At 64.9% G+C, this 17,967-nt stretch carries 21 protein-coding genes; 13 read left to right on the top strand and 8 right to left on the bottom strand.

Going from position 1 to position 17,967, the window contains the following annotated elements; genetic code table 11:
• Positions 1-29: 29 nt before the first annotated feature.
• A complete protein-coding gene (locus AC1DOX_RS09465; protein ID WP_441616294.1) occupies positions 30-536 on the bottom strand; it encodes a DUF2938 domain-containing protein in 507 nt (168 codons plus the stop codon).
• Positions 529-1,407, bottom strand: a complete 879-nt coding sequence (locus tag AC1DOX_RS09460; RefSeq protein ID WP_441616296.1) for a class I SAM-dependent methyltransferase — start codon at positions 1,405-1,407, stop codon at positions 529-531. The genes AC1DOX_RS09465 and AC1DOX_RS09460 overlap by 8 nt, the downstream gene beginning before the upstream one ends.
• Positions 1,408-1,489: 82 nt before the next feature.
• Between AC1DOX_RS09460 and AC1DOX_RS09455 the strand changes: the two genes are divergently transcribed.
• Positions 1,490-1,927 (top strand): helix-turn-helix domain-containing protein, encoded by a 438-nt coding sequence (locus tag AC1DOX_RS09455; protein WP_441616298.1) that lies wholly within the window; start codon positions 1,490-1,492, stop codon positions 1,925-1,927.
• Between the two features lie 25 nt (positions 1,928-1,952).
• On the opposite strand, the gene AC1DOX_RS09450 is transcribed toward AC1DOX_RS09455, so the two are convergent.
• Positions 1,953-2,348 carry a nuclear transport factor 2 family protein gene (locus tag AC1DOX_RS09450; protein ID WP_092137028.1) on the bottom strand — a complete coding sequence of 132 codons (396 nt, stop codon included), beginning with the start codon at positions 2,346-2,348 and terminating at the stop codon, positions 1,953-1,955.
• Between the two features lie 105 nt (positions 2,349-2,453).
• The gene (locus AC1DOX_RS09445; protein ID WP_441616300.1) at positions 2,454-3,104 is read right to left on the bottom strand and encodes a DsbA family protein; all 651 of its coding nucleotides are present in this window, start codon (positions 3,102-3,104) and stop codon (positions 2,454-2,456) included.
• A gap of 152 nt (positions 3,105-3,256) precedes the next feature.
• On the opposite strand from AC1DOX_RS09445, the gene AC1DOX_RS09440 reads away from it, so the two are divergent.
• Positions 3,257-4,168: a LysR family transcriptional regulator gene (locus tag AC1DOX_RS09440; RefSeq protein WP_092137030.1), complete on the top strand. Its 912-nt coding sequence runs from the start codon at positions 3,257-3,259 to the stop codon at positions 4,166-4,168.
• A 1-nt stretch (position 4,169) separates the two neighbouring features.
• Here AC1DOX_RS09440 and AC1DOX_RS09435 read toward each other — a convergent pair whose 3' ends face one another.
• Together AC1DOX_RS09435 and AC1DOX_RS09430 are read right to left on the bottom strand one after the other, a co-directional pair.
• A complete protein-coding gene (locus tag AC1DOX_RS09435) occupies positions 4,170-4,673 on the bottom strand; it encodes a cupin domain-containing protein (protein ID WP_441616302.1) in 504 nt (167 codons plus the stop codon).
• Between the two features lie 29 nt (positions 4,674-4,702).
• Entirely contained in the window at positions 4,703-5,194 is a 492-nt protein-coding gene (locus AC1DOX_RS09430) for a RidA family protein (protein ID WP_441616304.1), read from the bottom strand.
• A 296-nt stretch (positions 5,195-5,490) separates the two neighbouring features.
• On the opposite strand from AC1DOX_RS09430, the gene AC1DOX_RS09425 reads away from it, so the two are divergent.
• The 3 genes from AC1DOX_RS09425 to AC1DOX_RS09415 all read left to right on the top strand — a co-directional run bounded on the left by AC1DOX_RS09425 (position 5,491) and on the right by AC1DOX_RS09415 (position 9,641).
• A complete protein-coding gene (locus tag AC1DOX_RS09425) occupies positions 5,491-6,594 on the top strand; it encodes a mandelate racemase/muconate lactonizing enzyme family protein (protein ID WP_441616306.1) in 1,104 nt (367 codons plus the stop codon).
• 113 nt (positions 6,595-6,707) lie between these two features.
• Entirely contained in the window at positions 6,708-7,730 is a 1,023-nt protein-coding gene (locus tag AC1DOX_RS09420) for a TRAP transporter substrate-binding protein (RefSeq protein ID WP_441616308.1), read from the top strand.
• Positions 7,731-7,763: 33 nt separating this feature from the next.
• Entirely contained in the window at positions 7,764-9,641 is a 1,878-nt protein-coding gene (locus tag AC1DOX_RS09415; RefSeq protein ID WP_441616310.1) for a TRAP transporter large permease, read from the top strand.
• A gap of 48 nt (positions 9,642-9,689) precedes the next feature.
• Here the strand turns inward: AC1DOX_RS09415 and AC1DOX_RS09410 are convergent, their stop codons facing one another.
• Positions 9,690-10,163 carry a MarR family winged helix-turn-helix transcriptional regulator gene (locus tag AC1DOX_RS09410; RefSeq protein ID WP_441616312.1) on the bottom strand — a complete coding sequence of 158 codons (474 nt, stop codon included), beginning with the start codon at positions 10,161-10,163 and terminating at the stop codon, positions 9,690-9,692.
• A gap of 232 nt (positions 10,164-10,395) precedes the next feature.
• Here AC1DOX_RS09410 and AC1DOX_RS09405 point away from each other — a divergent pair, with 232 nt between their 5' ends.
• From AC1DOX_RS09405 to AC1DOX_RS09370, 8 genes are all read left to right on the top strand, one after another.
• Positions 10,396-10,671 (top strand): BufA1 family periplasmic bufferin-type metallophore, encoded by a 276-nt coding sequence (locus AC1DOX_RS09405; RefSeq protein ID WP_441616314.1) that lies wholly within the window; start codon positions 10,396-10,398, stop codon positions 10,669-10,671.
• 89 nt (positions 10,672-10,760) lie between these two features.
• The gene (locus tag AC1DOX_RS09400) at positions 10,761-11,150 is read left to right on the top strand and encodes a DoxX family protein (protein ID WP_092137308.1); all 390 of its coding nucleotides are present in this window, start codon (positions 10,761-10,763) and stop codon (positions 11,148-11,150) included.
• Between the two features lie 94 nt (positions 11,151-11,244).
• Positions 11,245-12,006 carry an alpha/beta fold hydrolase gene (locus AC1DOX_RS09395; protein ID WP_441616316.1) on the top strand — a complete coding sequence of 254 codons (762 nt, stop codon included), beginning with the start codon at positions 11,245-11,247 and terminating at the stop codon, positions 12,004-12,006.
• A gap of 82 nt (positions 12,007-12,088) precedes the next feature.
• On the top strand, positions 12,089-12,358 hold the full coding sequence (gene bufA2 / locus AC1DOX_RS09390) for a BufA2 family periplasmic bufferin-type metallophore (protein WP_092137036.1): 270 nt from the start codon (positions 12,089-12,091) through the stop codon (positions 12,356-12,358).
• Between the two features lie 74 nt (positions 12,359-12,432).
• Positions 12,433-13,293, top strand: coding sequence for an MNIO family bufferin maturase (gene bufB, locus AC1DOX_RS09385; RefSeq protein ID WP_441616319.1), 861 nt, complete (start codon positions 12,433-12,435; stop codon positions 13,291-13,293).
• Positions 13,290-14,042: an HvfC/BufC family peptide modification chaperone gene (locus AC1DOX_RS09380; protein ID WP_441616321.1), complete on the top strand. Its 753-nt coding sequence runs from the start codon at positions 13,290-13,292 to the stop codon at positions 14,040-14,042. Before bufB ends, AC1DOX_RS09380 begins: the two co-directional genes overlap by 4 nt.
• A gap of 96 nt (positions 14,043-14,138) precedes the next feature.
• The gene (locus AC1DOX_RS09375; protein ID WP_441616890.1) at positions 14,139-15,173 is read left to right on the top strand and encodes an alpha/beta fold hydrolase; all 1,035 of its coding nucleotides are present in this window, start codon (positions 14,139-14,141) and stop codon (positions 15,171-15,173) included.
• A gap of 132 nt (positions 15,174-15,305) precedes the next feature.
• Complete coding sequence (locus AC1DOX_RS09370) at positions 15,306-16,640, top strand: acetamidase/formamidase family protein (protein ID WP_477101253.1); 1,335 nt, start codon at positions 15,306-15,308, stop codon at positions 16,638-16,640.
• 62 nt (positions 16,641-16,702) lie between these two features.
• Here AC1DOX_RS09370 and AC1DOX_RS09365 read toward each other — a convergent pair whose 3' ends face one another.
• On the bottom strand, positions 16,703-17,590 hold the full coding sequence (locus AC1DOX_RS09365) for a LysR family transcriptional regulator (protein WP_092137041.1): 888 nt from the start codon (positions 17,588-17,590) through the stop codon (positions 16,703-16,705).
• Positions 17,591-17,967: the final 377 nt, after the last annotated feature.

Genomic DNA, 17,967 nt, shown 5'->3' with positions numbered 1-17,967 from the left:
CCCGTCCGCTCGAACCGAAGCGGTGACGCTCAGGCCGTCACGGCCCATATGCGTGTCACCCAGCCGGCTGCGTAGAGGCCGAGGCCGAATATCGCGTGCGTGACGATGCTCTGGAAGCGGGCGGCGGCGGGACGCGGCGTGCGGCTGGCGGCGACGCCCGCGCCCATGCCCGGTTGCATCACAACGAAAGGTGCCGCGACGCTGCCGATGCCGACGATCAGCGCGGGGCCGATCGTCGGACCACGGGCCCAGTCGAGGCCCCAGATGGCGAGCAGCGTGGCCGCGAACGCAATGCCGATCCCATAGTGGGCGATCCACCCAACCAGGCGCTCGCATTGCACGGGCGGCGAGGCGGAAATGGGATCGTGGTGAAAGCGTCCGCGCGGCAGGTAGGCGATCCAGCGGCCGACCAGCGCATAGTTCGGCGGCGGAATGCCGAGCAGCCGTTGCCGGACGGCCATCCAGACATCCATGACCACCGTCGCGCCCGCGCCGATCAGCGGCGCGCAGATCATGAAGCGCCCGATCTCAGACATGTTCATCCTCCTTCTGCGCGCCCGATGCTGACGGCGCCCGCGCCCCGATCATCCAGCAGGCGGCGGTAAAGCGCACTTCGGCCCCGTGCACATAGGGATCGAAGGCGGCGCGGACCGTTTCGATGACTTTCGCGCGCGTCTGGTCGTCCGCTTCCTGCAGGGCCAGGCCGACGGGACCAAGCCGCGTCAGGTATTCGACCAACCCTTGTTCCGGCAGGATGCAAGCCACGTCGATCGGCCGGATCTCGATATCCAGCCAGCCGCTTTGTTCCAGGATGCCGCGAACGTGGTCCGGATCGGCGAAGGCAAATTGCCCCGGGGCGCCCGGCCGGCGGGCGGGGAGGTCGGGCAGGAGCGGCGCAGCCGCACGCTCGGCCGTGGTCATGAACGGATTTTCCGCCGCGCTGCGCCAGGCGATGCACCGGAGCCCGGCGCCCTGACTGGCCGCGTGCCGCAGGTTTGCAAAGGCCAGCACCGGGTCGTCGAAGAACATCACGCCGAAGCGCGAAATGATCATGTCGAAGCTCGCGGGCGCGAACACGTGCGTTTGCGCGTTGGCCTGAATGAAGCTTGCCGGCGTGCCTGCCCGCTCGGCGCTCGCGCGGGCGGCGGCGATCATCGGCCCTGAAATGTCGATGCCGACGCAGCGGCTGGCGGCACCGTGCCGCCGGGCAACGGCGAGCGTGGTGGCGCCCGTGCCGCAGCCGACGTCGAGCACCCGGCCTCCGGAGGCGGACGCGGCGTTGACCAGCAGGTCTTCGAATGGCTGGAACATCGCGTCGAGCCACGCCTGTGCGTCAACCCACGCGCGTCCGGAGGGGCCATTCCAAAGTCTCGCCTGTTCGTCGGCGGTCTGGTGCGTCACATCCATGGTCGTTCCCTTTACCTTCCGGCTTGCCTTCAAGAAGCGGAATCTGCACTATACAAATTCAAGTCGACTTGAGGTCAAGAGGGTGGAAAACCTGGATATCTCCGAGGTGGCGCAGCGCTCCGGCGTGCCGGCTTCGACGCTGCGGTTCTATGAGGAAAAGGGGCTGATTGCCTCGACCGGCAGGCGGGGGCTGCGTCGTCTGTTCGATGCGGGCGTGCTCGACCGGCTGGCACTGATCGCGCTGGGGCGCGCTGCCGGATTCTCGCTAGAAGAGATCGCGCTCATGTTCGCGCCGGGCGATCGCCCGCACATCGACCGGCAGATGCTCGCGGACAAGGCGGAGGAGCTGGACAGGACGATCCGCAAGCTGAGCGCCATGCGCGACGGCCTGCGGCACGCCGCGGCCTGCCCCAAGCCGACTCACATGGAATGCCCCACGTTCCAGCGCTTCCTGCGCGCGGCGGCGTCCGGGGCGATTGGCGGGCGCGGGAAGCGGACCTTGCTGCCGCCCCGGGACTGACGCTCCGGCGCGCCGTGCGCCGTGTCTAGTCGTCGATGTGGGTATAGAGCTTGTTGACGATGACCCATTCGCAGCCGACCTTCAGCAGCGAAAGGAAGTTCTGGTAGCGGAAGCCGCCCATGTGGACGCGCACCTTGGCCGAGGCGATCTTGCCGACGACCTCCACGGACAATACCGACATGCCATAGGCCTCGTTGAGCGAGGCCGGACTCTTGCGCGATGCCACGCCCTGCAGATAGACGTCGAGCGATTTCTGGACGATCTCCCCGCGCACTTCGGCAAAGAGCTGTGCAGCGGGATGAAAGGTGGGCCGCAGTGCGTCGACGTCTCCGTCATAGAGTGCGTCGAGATAGACCTGCAGTTGCTGCAGGATCTGCTGATGGGCCTTGTCGACAGGTCCCTGGGTGAGTGAAGCCGACATTTCGGTTTCTCCTGATGCATGCAGACCGCGCCCAACGGTCGGATGCCATCGCGCCGCTAGCGGTTGCATGCCGCATGACGGCGCGATGGCGACTGGGTGGATGCGTCAGGCGGCGGCGCTGGTGGCTTGCAGCACATGCTCGAGTTGTTGCGCGATGTCGGCAACCGGGGCGTAGCCGGCCGATACGCGGTAGAGCTTGCCTGCGTGGCCCAGCACCAGGGCCGGGAAGCTGGAAATGCCCCAGCTACGGGCCGTGCGGAAGTCGTCGACGGTGGCCGTCCTGGCGGCTTCGCTGGCCCACGTTGCCAGGAACGTCTCCACGGCGATGTCATGGCCTTGCCGGGCCAGCGCCTGCGTGGCGACTTCCGCCAGCGTCTTGCCGTCGGTGGTATCGCGCGCGTCGACGTAGAACGCGTGCTGCAGCGCCCGGAAGATCGCCAGCAGATCGGCCTGCGGGGCGAGTTGGCGCGCCGCTACCACGGCACGGCAGATGGGCTCCGTATCGTAGACAAAGTTCTCGCGGGCCACGAAGCCTTCGCGATTGAACGGCAGGCCGCTGGCGGCCTCGACCCGGCTCCAGTGCTGCAGGCGAAATTGCTTGCCGGCATCGTCCAGGATATCGGTGGCGCCCGCGCGGATGCCGCCCACGACGATGCGGAGCGGCAGTTCCGGGAAACGTTCGCGGAGCGCCGTCATTTCCTTGCCGAATCCATAGCACCACGAGCACATCGGATCGCCAACATAGATCAGTTCCATTTTCTTGCCTTTGCTTGCTAGGTCTCCTCGCGGCTGCGTCGTCGAGGAGACGGGATTAGAATGACTTGCTTCGACAAAACCAATGTACTGGCGTTGGGGGTCGTGATGAACGACGTCGAAGCAACAACAGTCATTACACGGTGTCATAGACCATGAAGCGCCAATTCGACGATTTGCAACTGGGCAGCATCGAACTCTTCTGTCTTGCGGCGGAGCTTGGCAGCTTCACCGCCGCGGCCGTCGCCGCAGGCGTCACGCCCGCAGCGGTCAGCCGTAGTGTTTCGCGGCTGGAAGAACGTCTTGGCGCGCGGCTGTTCGTGCGGACGACGCGGCAGATTCGCCTGACCGATGAAGGCCGGACCTACTTCGAGCAGTGCCGCACCGCGCTGGCGGATCTCGTGGACGCCGAGCGGCAGATCAGCCGCCAGCACGCCACGCCCGCCGGGCGCTTGCGCATCAGCCTGCCGACGCCGTACGCCCACTATCGCGTGCTGCCGGTATTGCCGGCTTTCAGGGAGCGCTATCCCGATGTCGACGTCGACGTGCATATCAGCAACCGCAACGTCGACTTCGCCGACGATGGCTTCGATCTGTCGGTGCGCGGGCGGGCACCGGAGGACTCCACGCTGATCGCGCGCAAGCTCGAGGACGCCGAAATGGTGGTCGTCGCAACGCCGGCCTACCTCAAGCGACACGGCGTGCCCAAGACACTGGACGATCTGCTGACGCACGAATGCATCCAGTTCGAACGCCCGAGCAGCGGACGCAGGATTCCCTGGACATTCCAGCAAGAGGGGGAAGAGATCGACATGGTGACCACCGGCTCCTACTCGACCTCCGAGGACGCCCTGGGCGGCGCAACGCTGGCCCGCGCCGGTGCGGGCCTGTTCCAGACCTACCGCTTTGTCGTGGAGCAGGACCTGCGCGACGGCACTCTCGTCGAGGTCCTGCAGGCATATGGCGGCAGCACCCGCCCGTTCGTCCTGCTGTATCCCCACGCACGCCACGTCTCGCGCCGGGTACGCGCGTTCGTGGATTTCCTGGTGGAGAAGTTCGAGCCCTAGCCTAGTGGACGTGGGCCTTCTGGCGGGGGTCGTCTTCGACGTTGACGTAGTCGATCCCCAGCGGGCCATTGCCGCTCACCTGCGTGACGTAGCCACCGGAGCGGGCCCAGTGGAAATGCGGCGTGCCTCCAGGCAGCACGATGACGCTGCCGGGCGGATAGGCGACCAGCCGCTGCGGATTGAATTCGTCGCCGATGCCGATATAGAAGACCCCCGAGATCACCGTGTAGATGCGATCTTCCGGATGCACGTGCGGCATCAGCTTCACGCCTGCCGGCACGCTGACGCGCACCACGTAGGGCCCTGCGGTCGACGGGTCCCCGACCAGCACCGATAGTTGCGCGCGTTGCGGAAACGCCGGGAAGGACGACCACTTGATGTCTTCCTGCAGGATGGCGCCGTTGACCTTGGGCGACAGGCCGGCGGCCGAGGCCGATCCAGCGCCGAGCAAGGCGGCAAGAGCCAGGCCCAGGCTCAATCCAATTCGTCGGGCAACAGATGTCATGAGATTCTCCGGAAGGTCGGGAAGCGCGGTCACGCGCCCTTGATTTGAGCGATGACGACCAGGATGACCGCGGCGTTGCCGGGCTGCTGGGTTTGCGAGTACGCCGCGCGTGCGTGGCCGGCCTTGTCCCCGAGCAGGTCGGCGAACAGGTTCGATGCGCCGTCGAGCACCGCCGGCTGGTCCAGGAAACCCGGTGCGCTGGTCACATAGCCCTCCAGCCTGACGATATGATCGAGGCGCTCGAATCCGCCGCCCAGGTACTTGTCGATCTGGGCCAGCACGTTCAGCGCGGCCAGTTCGGCGGCCTGCTTGCCTTCCTCGACGGTCAGGTCCTTGCCGACCTGTCCTTGCCAGACCACCTTGCCGTCGCGCAGCGGCAGCTGACCGGAAATGAACAGCAGATCGCCGGCGCGGCTGACGGCCGTATAGCGGCCCAGTGGCTGCGGCGGCGCAGGCAGGGTCAGCGTCCGGGCGGGGGGCCCGCCGGTAGCGCCGGTGGTCGCAGTCGTCTTGTCGGACATCTCGGTTCTCCTGATGGCTAGGTCGGTCAGATTGAGGTGCCTGCGGCATTTGCTTCGACTGCCGTGGCCTGCCTTGCGTCGAACTATAGGTGTGCCGTCGGCCCCAATAAAGCCGCACGGAAGAACATGAATTGATACACGGCGGAACAAGTCCGCGCCGGCCGTCTGCCATCTGTCAAACAGATAGGGGGTATCCGGAAAAATCGCTACTGGCTCGTCCGGAGCCCTCACTAGAATTCGCCGACACGCATCGTGATGGACACGGAGCGCAATATCGAGATGCAGAAGGTGTAGTGATGAAGATTGCAGCCGTCGAGGCGATTGTTCTGCGTGTGCCGTTCACCGTGGGTGGCAAGTCTGCCGCCGGTGTGTGGGGGAAGGGCGACTTGCAGGCAGCGGACTCGCTCCTGGTAAAAGTGACGTCGGATACCGGCCTGGTGGGCTGGGGCGAGTCTTTCGGCTTTACGGCCATTCCCGCGGTGAAGGCGGTCATCGAGACGATGATCGGGCCCGCATGCATTGGCCTGGACGCGGGCGCGATCGAGTCGATATCGCAGGACCTGCAACGGCGCTTTCACATCTTTGGCCGCAGTGGTGCCGTGACGTTCGCGCTGTCGGCACTCGACATCGCACTGTGGGACCTCGCCGGCAAGGCGGCGGGCAAGCCGGTGCATGCGCTGCTCGGCGGTGCACGCCGCACCAGCCTGCCGGCCTATGCGAGCCTGATTCGCTACGCGGATAGTGACGCGATCACGGCGAATATCCACCGCGCGATTGACGAGGGTTACCGCTCGCTCAAGCTCCACGAAGTCGATCTAGCGGTCATTGAAGCGGCCCGCAAGGCGGCCGGTCCCGACGTCGAGATCACCCTCGATGTGAACTGCCCTTGGTCGCTGCGCGAGGCGATCGATATCTCAGCGAAGCTGGAGCCCTTCGGGCTGCGATGGCTGGAAGAACCGATCTGGCCGCCGGAGAACTACCACGGGCTGGCGGCACTGCGCCGCGCGTCGCACATTCCGGTCGCCGCAGGCGAGAACGCGTCCACGCTGATCGAATTCCAGCAGATGCTCTCGGCCGGCGCGGTGGACTTCGTCCAGCCGAGTCCGGCCAAGATGGGCGGCATCACCGAACTGCGCAAGGTCATGGCACTCGCGGATGCGCACAACGTGGCGGTCATGGTGCATACGTTCTATGACGGTCCGGGGTTGCTCGCCAGCATCCACGCCACCGCCGCACTGGGCGATGCCGGGTCGATGATCGAGTGGCGCTACTTCGATATGGCCGCCGACCTGTATGGCGGCGCCCTGCGCCCACGTGACGGGCACATTGACGTTCCCCAGGGGCCGGGCCTTGGCTTCGACCCCGATCCCGCAGTCATCGATCGCTACCGCGTCGACTGACATTCCTGACGCACGCACGCGTCCCTTTCCAAGAAAAAGAACAACACACGCTGCATCCCCCGCGCTAGCGCGCGGCGGGGTGCTATCGCCATGAAATCCAAAGGAGAACCAAATTGATAGACATTAAGCGTCGACGCATCATCCAGGGTGCCGCGGCCATCGCGGTGGCACCCGCGGCCGCCATCCTGCCGGGACAAGCACGGGCGGCCGCCGAGTTCACGTTCAAGTGCGGCCATGACCTGCCGGTGGCACATGCCATGCACGTCCGGTTGCTCGAAGCTTCCGCGCGCATCAAGACGGAGTCAGGTGGCCGCTTCGACCTCCAGGTGTTCGGCAACAACCAGCTGGGCGGGGATACCGATATGCTCGCGCAGACGCGGTCTGGCGGCATGGAGATGGTGCTGATGCCCGAGATCATTCTCGGCACGCTGGTGCCACTGGCCGCGCTCAACGCGGTCGGTTTCGCCTTTGACTCGGAGGAGCGGGCGCATGCCGCGATGGACGGCCAGCTCGGTGCCTTCGTCCGCGGCAAGATCGCTGGCGCGGGACTCGTTGCGTTCGACAACATCTGGGAGAACGGCTTCCGCCAGATCACGAGCAACGCCAAACCAGTGAAGGGGCCCGATGATCTGAAGGGATTCAAGATCCGGGTACCGGTAGCGCCCCTCTGGGTGTCGATGTACAAGGCGTTCGGCGCGGGCCCGACGGCACTGAACCTGAGCGAGCTTTATTCCGCGCTGCAGACCAAGATCGTCGAAGGCCAGGAGAACCCGCTGTCGACGATCTATACCTCCAAGTTCTACGAGGTGCAGAAGTACTGCTCCCTGACCAACCATGTGTGGAACGGCTATTGGCCGGTGATGAACAAGCGGGCCTGGGCAGCGGTGCCGCAACCGCTGCAGGAGATCGTGACCCGTCATGTCAACCGCTCCGCAATGGATCTGCGCGCCGACGTGGCCAGGCTGAATGCCAGTCTCGAAACCACGCTTGCGCAAAAGGGGATGACGGTCAATCGCACCGACCCGAAACCATTCCGCGAAGCACTGCGCAAGGCAGGTTTCTACGACGAGTGGAAGAAGAAGTTCGGTTCGCAAGCCTGGGATGTGCTTCTGCAGTACGCGCCGGGTCTCGCCTGAGATCGTCGGTCCACTATCTGAAGGAACTACCCCATGGAATCGTCGCTGTCTGACCGCGCCCTTTACGCGAGTCACAACACCGCGCTGTCGCGCGCGAGCCTGAAAGTGGAGCAGTGGATCGGCTGGCTGACCGAATGGCCGGCCGCGTTGCTGATCGTCGCCGAGGTCTTGCTGTTGCTCGCCAATGTCTTCTATCGCTACGTCGTGAGGGACCCGCTGCTGTGGGGCGATGAACTCGCGTCGCTGCTGTTCATCTGGCTGGCGATGCTGGGCGCCACCATTGCCATTCGCCGCGGACAGCATATGCGGCTGACCAGCTTTATCGGACGACTTTCGCCGCGCGCCAGGGCATTCGTCGACACGTTTGGCGATGTGGTGGTGGCGGTGTTCATGATCGCCATGATGCTGCCGGCGTGGGAATACGCGCGTGAGGAATGGGAGATCACGACGCCCGCGCTGGAAATACCGCATACGATTCGCGTCGCGGCGTTGGGGGTGTCGTTCACGCTGATGCTGGTGCTGGTCGTGCTGCGCCTTGTGCGGACGGCCAGGCTGGCGGATCTGACGATTTCCGTGGCGGTGGCTGGCCTTGTCGCGGCGGCCGTCCTCTGCAACACGGCGATGTTCCAGTCCCTGGGCACGCTGAACCTCGTGCTCTTCTTCCTCGTCGGCGTCGGGTTGATGGTCACCGTCGGCGTGCCGATCATGACGGCTTTCGGGCTTTCCACGGTGGCGTACCTGCTCGCGTCAACCCATACGCCGCTGATCGTGGCCGTCGGGCGCGTCGATGAAGGCATGTCCGGGGCGGTGTTGCTATCGGTGCCGCTGTTCGTCTTCCTGGGGGCCTTGATCGAGGCCATGGGACTCGCGGAGGCGATGATCCGGGTGTTGGCCGGCTTGATCGGGCACCTGCGCGGTGGCCTCTCCTATGTGCTGATCGGGGCGATGTATCTGGTGTCCGGCATCTCCGGGTCCAAGGCGGCTGACATGGCTGCGGTGGCGCCCGCGCTCTTTCCGGAGATGAAACGGCGCAACGAGCATGAAGGCGAGCTTGTCTCCATGCTCAGCGCGTCAGGGGCGATGTCGGAGACGATTCCGCCGAGCCTGGTGCTGATCACGATCGGATCGGTGACCAGCATCTCCATTGCCGCGCTCTTCACGGGTGGCTTCATGCCGGCGATTGTGGGCGCTGTTGCACTGGCCATCGTGGTCTGGTGGAAGAACCGCAAGCGAGACGCCGCGCAGGCTGCGCGTGCATCGGCGTCCGATGTCATGAAAGCCCTGGTGCACGCGGCACCGGCCATCGCATTGCCGTTCCTGATCCGTGCGGCCGTGGTGGAGGGCGTTGCCACCGCAACGGAAGTGGCAACCATTGGCGTTGCCTATACGCTGATCGTCGGGGCGATCGTCTACCGGCGCATCGGATGGTCGCGGCTCTACCCGATTCTTGTCGATACCGCGTCGTTGTCTGGCGCGATCCTGCTCATCATTGGCTGCGCGACGGCAATGGCCTGGGCACTGACCCAGTCGGGCTTCTCGACGTTGCTGACCACGTGGATGCAGGCCATCCCGGGCGGTGCAGCGGGATTCATGGTGGTGTCGGCCATCGCGTTTGTGGTGCTGGGCAGCTTTCTGGAGGGGATTCCCGCCATCGTGCTCTTCGGCCCGCTGCTGTTTCCTATCGCCAAGTCTGTTGGCGTGCACGAGGTGCATTTCGCCATGGTGGTGGTCTTCGCCATGGGGTTGGGCCTGTTCGCACCGCCATTTGGCGTGGGATTCTATGCGGCCTGTGCCATCGGCAAGGTCAGCCCCGACCAGGCGATGCGGCGGATCTGGCCGTATCTGGGTGCGCTATTCATCGCGCTCCTGTTGATCGCCACGGTGCCGTGGATCTCGACGGGATTCCTGTAGACGATGGCGCGGCCAATGGAGCCAATAAGGCCAAAGGCCGCGCCATGGCTATGACTTGTCGGACATGGACCGGATCAGATTGTCGCGCAGCGCGGCGACGGACTGTTGCGTGGTCTGGAATTCGTTCGGCGTCAGGCCGCAGGCGTCCACGAGGTTCATGCTCAGCGCCTTCTCGCGCAGGCGTCGTCCCGCATCGGTCAGGCTCACGACGACCTGTCGCTCATCCGCCGGGTCGCGTTGCCGGTCGATGTAGCCCATCGCTTCGAGCTTCTTGAGGATGGGTGTCAGCGTGTTGGATTCCAGGAAGAGCTTTTCGCCCAGGCCGCTCACGGTCTGATGATTCTCCTCCCACAGCGCGATGATGGTGATGTATTGCGTATAGGTCAGGCCGAGCGCCTTCAGGATCGGCTGATAAGCCTTGCCGAAGGCAAGGTTCGCCGAATAGACGGCAAAGCAGAGGAAATCCGCAAGCCGCGGATTGTCGGCGGCGCTCTTTTTGGTGGCGGCGTTGGTGCGTTTCATAGGGTCGTGAATGGGTAATTGCTGTCTGTATCAGTCTGTATCCGGGACACATTATAACTACATCGCATCCGATTTAATCGATAGGGTTGACATCTGTTTTTCCTCGCGTATTATCCATCGCATCCGATGCAATCGAATGCGATTTCAAAGCAAATTCGAACTCATTTTCTTCAGCACCGTTCCGGCACCGGATCTGTTTTCTGACTCTCGACGTTTGACCAAGGAAATCACCATGAAGCGTTCCCATGCAGCCCTCGCGGCCACCCTCGCTATTTCCCTCAACGCCCTCGCCGGCATCGCGCATGCCGCGGAGCCGGCCAAGGCCACCGAAAAGTGCTACGGCGTGGCGCTAGCGGGAAAGAATGATTGTTCGGCCGGTGCGGGCACGTCCTGCGCGGGCACGTCCAAGAAGGACTACCAGGGCAATGCCTGGGTGATGGTGGAGAAGGGCACCTGCACGCAGATCAAGACGCCCAAGGGTCATGGCTCGCTGAAGGCCATCCAGTGACGACGCGCACAGGCCACGGTGCGGGCATCCCCGCACCACAGCGTGCCGAGGCAGGGATCGGACCGGCGGCCGCCGCGCTGCAGCGCCTGATGCCACAAGCCTTGTTGCTGCTGGTTGCGCGGCTCGGCATCGCCTCGGTGTTCTTTCTGTCGGGGCGGACGAAGGTCGACGGCCTGCTGGCGATCAAGGCGTCGACCTACGAACTGTTTGCCTCCGAGTACGCGTTGCCGCTGATCCCGAGCGAACTCGCCGCGCAACTGGCGACGTGGTCCGAGCATCTGTTCCCGATCCTGCTTGTGCTCGGCCTGGCCACGCGTCCCGCGGCCGCCGCGCTGTTGGGCATGACGGCGGTGATCGAGATCTTCGTCTACCCCGACGCCTGGCCAACGCATCTCAGCTGGGCCGGCTTGCTGCTGCCCCTGATTGCCTACGGCGGCGGGGCCTGGTCGCTGGATCACGTCCTGGGGCGCCGCCGTTAGCACGCCGATGCGTGCCCGGTAGCGCCACAGATTCCCGCGACAAACCGATTTCTTTCGTAAAACAAGGGCCCCTGCGGCCCGATGGAGAAACAAAGTGCGATTTACCTCCACGCTAGCCATCGCCATGGCGCTGGCAATTCCCACGCTCGCTTCGGCGGCAGCGCCGGCCGCGCCGCCGGGGGCCAAGAACATCGTCCTGGTGCACGGGGCGTTTGTCGATGGTTCGGGTTGGCGCGTCGTGCACGACATCCTGATCCACAAGGGCTACAAGGTCAGCGTCGTGCAGCTCCCGCATACGACGCTGAGCGAAGACGTTGCCGCCGCGCGCGATCTGGTCGATGAGCAGGACGGCCCGGTGGTGCTGGTCGGCCACAGCTACGGTGGCTCCGTGATTACGATGGCCGGCGCACGCGGCAAGGTGAAGGCGCTCGTCTACGTGGCCGGCCTGCAGCCGGACGTCGGCGAAAGCGTGGCGCAGCTTGCCGCTTCCATGCCTGCGGCCAGCGACGATGTCCGTACCACCCGCGATGGGCATCTCTACTTCGATCACGCCAAGTTCGGCGCGGACTTTGCCGGCGACCTGACGACCAATCGCACGGACTTCATGGCCGCCTCCCAGGTGCCGGTGACGTCCGCTGCGTTTGCCGCCGGCGCATGGACCGCCGCGTGGCACGACAAGCCCAGCTACGGCATCGTGGCCACGGAAGACCGCGCCCTGAATCCCGACCTGCAACGCTGGATGTACAAGCGCGCCGGTGCCAAGGTGACCGAAATCAAGGCCAGCCATGCCGTCTACATCTCGCAGCCCGAAGCTGTCGCACAGGTGATCGAGGAAGCGGCACGCAACGTGAAGTAACCGGAAGATTGGACGGGCGCCTCGCTCTTCCGTACTTCCTGCCATCCGGCACCCCCCACTGATTCAACCCAGGAGAAGTTTCATGTCCATGATCAAGAAGTCCAGCGCCAGCATCGCCGCCGCCGCCGCCCTCATCGCCATGGCGTCGATCTCGATCGCCAGCCCGGCGCAAGCCGCCGGCAAGGAAGAGCCGGGCCGCTGCTACGGCGTCAACAGCTGCAAGGGCACCAGCCTCTGCGCCACCGCCAAGAACGATTGCAAGGGCCTGAACGAATGCAAAGGCAAGGGCGTGCTGGTCAAGCCCAAGTCGGAATGCCTGAAGGCCGGCGGCACGCTGACCGAGCCGAAGTAAGAAGCCTCCGGCCCCGGCGCGGTGATTCGCCGCGTCGGGCCGGCCATGCATTGACGTTTCCCCGAGTAAGAACCATGCCCGCTCACAGTCTGCCTTTCGCCGGCTACGGCCTCGGCCTGCGCAAGGAACACTACCGTGACTTCCTGGAGACTGACGTTCCCGTCGACTTCGTGGAAGTCATCTCCGAGAACTTCATGGTCAGCGGGGGCCGGCCTCGCCATGTCTTGCGAGAAGTCCGCAGCCGCTATCCGGTGGTGCTGCATGGTGTCTCGATGTCGGTGGGCTCGTCGGACGAGCTCGACCGTGATTACCTGAAACGCCTGAAGGCCCTCGTCGACGAGATCGAACCGCTCTATGTATCCGATCACCTGAGCTGGTCCCGCGTCGGCGGCTTCAACTCGCATGACCTGTTGCCGCTGCCGTACACGGAAGAAGCCCTCGATATCGTCTGCGCCAACATCGGGATGGCGCAGGACGCGCTGGGCCGCACCATGCTGTTCGAGAACCCGTCGAGCTATCTCACCTTCGATGACAGCGACATGAGCGAGTGGGAGTTCATCGCCGCCATGTGCAGGCGCACCGGCTGCAACCTGCTGCTGGACGTCAACAATGTCTATGTGAGCGCGACGAACAACGGATTCGACGCGCACGCCTATCTGGCCGGCATCCCCGCTGCACACGTGCGCCAGATTCACCTTGCCGGCCATAGCCAGGGCCGCGACCTGCTGATCGATACCCACGACAGCGCGGTCTGCGACGCGGTGTGGAAGCTCTATGCCGAGGCGAGGGCCCGGGTTGGCAACGTGGCGACGATGATCGAGCGTGACGATGATATCCCGCCGCTTGCCGACTTGCTGGCCGAACTGTCGACGGCGCGTGCCATCGGCGCCCGCGGCTATGACGCCGCGCCCGCCCTTGCCGTGGAGGCGTCATGAGTCTGGCCGCACTTCAACAGGATTTTCAGGCGTGGCTGACCCGGTCGTCGCCGGTGGCGGCGCGCCGTCTGCGTTCCGGCGCCGCGCCGGGCCTTGCCGTCTACCAGAACAACTATCGCGCCCAACTGGTGGGCTGCCTCGAGTCCTCGTATCCGGTGGTGCGCGAATGGTTGGGCGACGAGACGTTCGTGGCGGCCGCCATCGCCCATATCAACACTCATCCGCCGTACGCCTGGACGCTCGATGCCTACGCCGACGACTTTGGCGAGACGCTGGTGGCGCATTACCCCGACAACCCGGATCTGCATGAACTCGCCTGGATCGAGCTGGCGTTATCGCAGGCGTTCGTCGCGGCCGACGCGGTGCCGATCTCGGCGCAGGACCTTGCGGATCTCGACTGGGACGCCGCGCAGCTGCGCCTGACGCCCTCGCTGATGATGCGGACGGCGACGACCAATGCCGAGCAGATCTGGACCGCGATGCGCAACGGCGCGCCGACGCCCGAGGGCGAGATGCTGGAAGCCCCGGGCGGCCTGATCGTCTGGCGCCGCGACTTTTCCTGCTTTCTGCGGCATGTCGATGCGGTGGAGCGCGACGCGCTCCTGCATCTGCAGCAGAACGGCAGCTTCTCCGAGCTTTGCGATCACCTGGTCCAGCAACTCGGCGATGTGGATGGCATCGCCAGGGCCGGGGCGCTGCTTGCCGACTGGGTGAGCAACGGGCTCATCGTCGGCGTGACATTGGATTGAGTGTTTGGGATGGAACGTTCGGGATCGATCGTTTGCTCCCGACTAACCTTGAGGAATGACATCGTGTCCGAGAAAAACCTTTCCCGTCGCCGGTTCTTGCTGACTGGCGCAGCCGGCGTGGCCGGCGCCACGCTGGGCGCCAGCGCGCCGGCCTTTGCCGCCAAGGCGGCCCAGGGCGTGACGGATGCCGCTGCCGCCGCCGTCACGGGCGGCACGTTGCGCCATCTGTCCATCCGCCAGGTGCGGACGGAATTGCTCGATATCGGCTATCACGAGGCAGGGCCCGAAAACGGCCGGCCGGTGATCCTGCTGCATGGCTTCCCGTATGACATCCACAGCTATGTGGATGTGGCCCCGATGCTCGCCGCGCGCGGCTATCGCGTGATCGTCCCGCATTTGCGCGGACACGGCACCACGCGCTTCCTCAGCGCGTCGACGCCGCGCTCGGGCCAGCAGGCGGCGATTGGCGAGGACGTGATCGCGCTGATGGACGCGCTCCATATTCCGGAGGCGGTGCTCGCCGGCTACGACTGGGGCGGGCGCGCGGCCTGCGTGGTCGCTGCGCTGCGGCCATCGCGCTGCGTCGGGCTGGTTTCCGTAAACAGCTATCTGATCCAGGACATCGCGCGCGCGACGCAGCCCCTGCCGCCGCAGGTTGAATGGGGCCTCTGGTATCAGTTCTACTTCCAGACCAAACGCGGCCGCAAGGGGCTGGAGGCGAGTCGCAAGGATATCGCCCGCATTCTGTGGAAGAACAACTCGCCGACCTGGCAGTTCGACGACGCCACGTTCGCGCGCGCTGCCAAAGCGTTCGACAACCCCGACTACGTCGACATCGTGATCCATTCCTACCGCCATCGACTGGGTCTGGCGCCCGGCTATCCGCTGTATGAAGACGCGGAGAAGAAGCTGGCGAAGTTGCCGGCGATCACGGTGCCCAGCATCACGCTGGATGGGATGGCCGACGGGGTCGTGCCGGCGACGGACGGTAAGGGGCAGGCCGCCCGTTTCTCGGGTCCCCGTATCCATCGCCAGATCCCAGGCGTTGGCCACAACCTGCCGCAAGAAGCGCCACAGGCCTTTGTCGATGCGGTGAGCGAGCTGGTGGCCGGCGGCAAATGGCGCACGTGATTCGGCGTATGTGATTGGCGCAGGAAGCAAGACGCCCTGCGGCACGAAGTCCTGCAGGCGATGCGCCGGCATCGCCGCGCCCCCCATTCCGGCCGGTGATTCGCACCTGGCCCCACTCCAAGGAGACACGTTATGACAACCAAATCCCTCGACGCCTTGAGCGACCGGTCCCCCACAAACTGGCTGCGCGTCACCCGCTACACGCAAGGCGTGATCGGGCCGAGCCAGAAGATGCTGGGGCCGCTTGCCAACGGCGGCACGCTGGTCACGGGCACGCCGCCCGGCTGCTGGGGCCCGATGATCACGCCATCCTTCCAGGGCGGGCACGAGGTCACGCAGCCCGTTGCCATCGAGGGCGCCGAGATCGGCGACGCCGTTGCGCTGAAGATCCAGCGCATGACGGTCACGTCGTTCGCCACCTCGTCAGGCGTGATGAAGTTCGTCGAAGGCCGCTATACCGGTGATCCGTTCGTCCATAAATTCTGCGCCGAATGCGGCACCGAGCATCCCGCGAGCCATGTCGAGGGCATCGGCGAGATGGCGATCCGCTGCAATCACTGCGGCGCGGAAGTCAATGCATTCCGCTTCGGCCACGGCTACGTCATCGTGCTGGATCACGAGAATCAAGTCAGCCTGACCGTCAATCAGGACGTCGCAAACCGGCTGGCCGGCAACGCGTCCGAAATGTCCGCCTTGCCCGAACTGGCCGCGCAGCACTCGATCCTGTCGCTGGCGCGCGCCGACATGCCCGGCGTGGCATCGCGCATGCGCCCGTTCCTGGGCAACATCGGCACCACGCCGTCACGCGACCTGCCGGATTCCCATAACTGCGCGGATTTCGGTCAATACCTGATCGACGCGCCGCATCGCTATGGCATGAGTGAAGCGGATCTGCACGCGGCCAAGACCGATGGCCATATGGATACCAACGCGGTGCGCGAAGGCTGCATCCTGATCTGCCCCGTCAAGGTACCTGGGGCCGGCGTGTATATGGGCGACATGCATGCGCAGCAGGGCAATGGCGAAATCGCCGGCCATGCGACGGATGTATCCGGCGAGACGGAGCTGACTGTGGAGGTGATCAAGGGCCTGACGATCGATGGCCCGATCCTGCTGCAAAACCTGGAAGACCTGCCGCCGCTGGCCCGGCCGATGTCCGCGCTGGAGACGCAGAAGGTGCGCGAGCTGGGTGCGCGCTGGGGCCAGCGCGACATCGAGGAATCCGGTCCGATTACCTTTATCGGCAGCGGGCCGGATCTCAACGCGGCGACCAAGAATGGCCTCCAGCGTGCCGCCGACGTGACCGGTCTGCCCTACGATGAGGTCCTCAATCGCGCGACGATTACGGGATCGATCGATATCAGCAGGCTGCCCGGCACGGTCCGCGTGACCTTCCTCTGCCCGCTGAACGTGCTTGACCGCATCGGCATCGGTCACCTGGTGCGGGAGAAGTATCAGTTGGGCTGATACGCGATGCGTCCGTTGTGCCGCCGAAGCTGGTGGCACAACGGACGCGTGAGCGAAGTGGCTTACGCAGCCGCCATCAATGTGGAGAACTGAGAGCGTGCCGCGTTGACAAAGGCCGTCATCGCGGTCGAGACGTAGGCGTCTCGGCGCCTTACAAGTAGCGTCTCGACGTGAGCCTTGTCAGGCGACAGTTCGTGAAGCGAAACCAGACCCTGCTGCGCGGCGGCTGCCACCACGCCACGTGGGAGCAGCGTGATGCCGATCCCCCCTGCAACGCAGGCGATGATCGCATCGAGCGAGCCAAACTCGAGCGGCGTGCTCACCAGAATGCCCATTTCCGCCAGCAGGACTTCGAGTCGCTGGCGATAAGAGCATCCGAGCCGGAACACGATGACGCGGAGATCCTGTACTGACGGCAGGGCATCCAGTGATGCGATGGTCCGTGGCGTCACCAGGACGAGTTCCTCCTGGTAAATCGCTTCGCTGCAAAGATCGGGATGGTCGACGGGGCCGGCGATGAACGCGGCGTCGAGGCGACACTCGACGACGTCCGCCGCCAGGCTGCAGGTTGTTCCGGTGGTCAGGGACAGCCTCACTTGCGGATATCGGCGGGCGAAATTGCTGAGCATGGGAGAAAGGCGCAGCGCGGCTGTCGTCTCCAGCGTCCCCAGCACCAGCGAACCGCTGGGCGGGCCGTCATCCATGGCGGCCTGTCGGGCGTCCGATACCAGCTTGGCGATCCGGGCCGCATACGGGAGCATGCGCTGTCCGGCCGGCGTCAGGCTCACGCCGCGCACATGGCGCTGGAACAGCGCGACGCCCACCTCTCTTTCCAGCGCCCGGATCCGGGCGGTGACATTGGACTGTACGGTGTGCAGCGCCGTCGCCGCCCGATTCATGCTGCCGTGGCGGGCGACTGCTTCAAAGAACCTGAGGTCGGCTACATCCATGTTCTTTCCCTCTGTCAGCTACATCCATCTTGCGCAGCACATCGTTCAGGGATGCTCGTCGCTGAACGCATCGGCATGCGTCGACGCGGAAGATCGCCGGGCGAGTGTACGGCATCGTTTGCGTGTCTGCCGTGGGCACTCATCGGCGATTCACCGGCAATGTGCGCGTGCGGGCATCGTTGAGCCAGATACCCAACACCGCATCCCTCACGCATTCTCGGCGCCATACGCGGGAGAACGTCGGCAATCCGGCGCATTTCGCGGCAAGTTGGCAACCATGAAGCGCTTGCAGGGCGACGTCCGCCCACGCTGAGGTATCTGGTTTCCAGATACCTCCTATCGCCAAAAATCGTCGGCGCCGGGCAGTTGGGTGCCAG

This window comes from Cupriavidus sp. 01L415 (assembly GCF_056400065.1).
This window is presented reverse-complemented; position numbering and strand designations above follow the sequence as displayed.

What these genes read in the sequence shown, in the direction of transcription:
- AC1DOX_RS09415 (WP_441616310.1), top strand. Translation starts at nt 7,764, where the DNA reads ATGGAATCGTCGCTGTCTGACCGCGCCCTTTACGCGAGTCACAACACC.
- AC1DOX_RS09460 (WP_441616296.1), bottom strand. Translation starts at nt 1,407, where the DNA reads ATGGATGTGACGCACCAGACCGCCGACGAACAGGCGAGACTTTGGAAT.
- AC1DOX_RS09440 (WP_092137030.1), top strand. Translation starts at nt 3,257, where the DNA reads ATGAAGCGCCAATTCGACGATTTGCAACTGGGCAGCATCGAACTCTTC.
- AC1DOX_RS09450 (WP_092137028.1), bottom strand. Translation starts at nt 2,348, where the DNA reads ATGTCGGCTTCACTCACCCAGGGACCTGTCGACAAGGCCCATCAGCAG.
- AC1DOX_RS09425 (WP_441616306.1), top strand. Translation starts at nt 5,491, where the DNA reads ATGAAGATTGCAGCCGTCGAGGCGATTGTTCTGCGTGTGCCGTTCACC.
- AC1DOX_RS09465 (WP_441616294.1), bottom strand. Translation starts at nt 536, where the DNA reads ATGTCTGAGATCGGGCGCTTCATGATCTGCGCGCCGCTGATCGGCGCG.
- AC1DOX_RS09435 (WP_441616302.1), bottom strand. Translation starts at nt 4,673, where the DNA reads ATGACATCTGTTGCCCGACGAATTGGATTGAGCCTGGGCCTGGCTCTT.
- AC1DOX_RS09365 (WP_092137041.1), bottom strand. Translation starts at nt 17,590, where the DNA reads ATGGATGTAGCCGACCTCAGGTTCTTTGAAGCAGTCGCCCGCCACGGC.
- AC1DOX_RS09445 (WP_441616300.1), bottom strand. Translation starts at nt 3,104, where the DNA reads ATGGAACTGATCTATGTTGGCGATCCGATGTGCTCGTGGTGCTATGGA.
- AC1DOX_RS09430 (WP_441616304.1), bottom strand. Translation starts at nt 5,194, where the DNA reads ATGTCCGACAAGACGACTGCGACCACCGGCGCTACCGGCGGGCCCCCC.
- AC1DOX_RS09400 (WP_092137308.1), top strand. Translation starts at nt 10,761, where the DNA reads ATGCCACAAGCCTTGTTGCTGCTGGTTGCGCGGCTCGGCATCGCCTCG.
- bufA2 (WP_092137036.1), top strand. Translation starts at nt 12,089, where the DNA reads ATGTCCATGATCAAGAAGTCCAGCGCCAGCATCGCCGCCGCCGCCGCC.
- bufB (WP_441616319.1), top strand. Translation starts at nt 12,433, where the DNA reads ATGCCCGCTCACAGTCTGCCTTTCGCCGGCTACGGCCTCGGCCTGCGC.
- AC1DOX_RS09405 (WP_441616314.1), top strand. Translation starts at nt 10,396, where the DNA reads ATGAAGCGTTCCCATGCAGCCCTCGCGGCCACCCTCGCTATTTCCCTC.
- AC1DOX_RS09370 (WP_477101253.1), top strand. Translation starts at nt 15,306, where the DNA reads ATGACAACCAAATCCCTCGACGCCTTGAGCGACCGGTCCCCCACAAAC.
- AC1DOX_RS09410 (WP_441616312.1), bottom strand. Translation starts at nt 10,163, where the DNA reads ATGAAACGCACCAACGCCGCCACCAAAAAGAGCGCCGCCGACAATCCG.
- AC1DOX_RS09380 (WP_441616321.1), top strand. Translation starts at nt 13,290, where the DNA reads ATGAGTCTGGCCGCACTTCAACAGGATTTTCAGGCGTGGCTGACCCGG.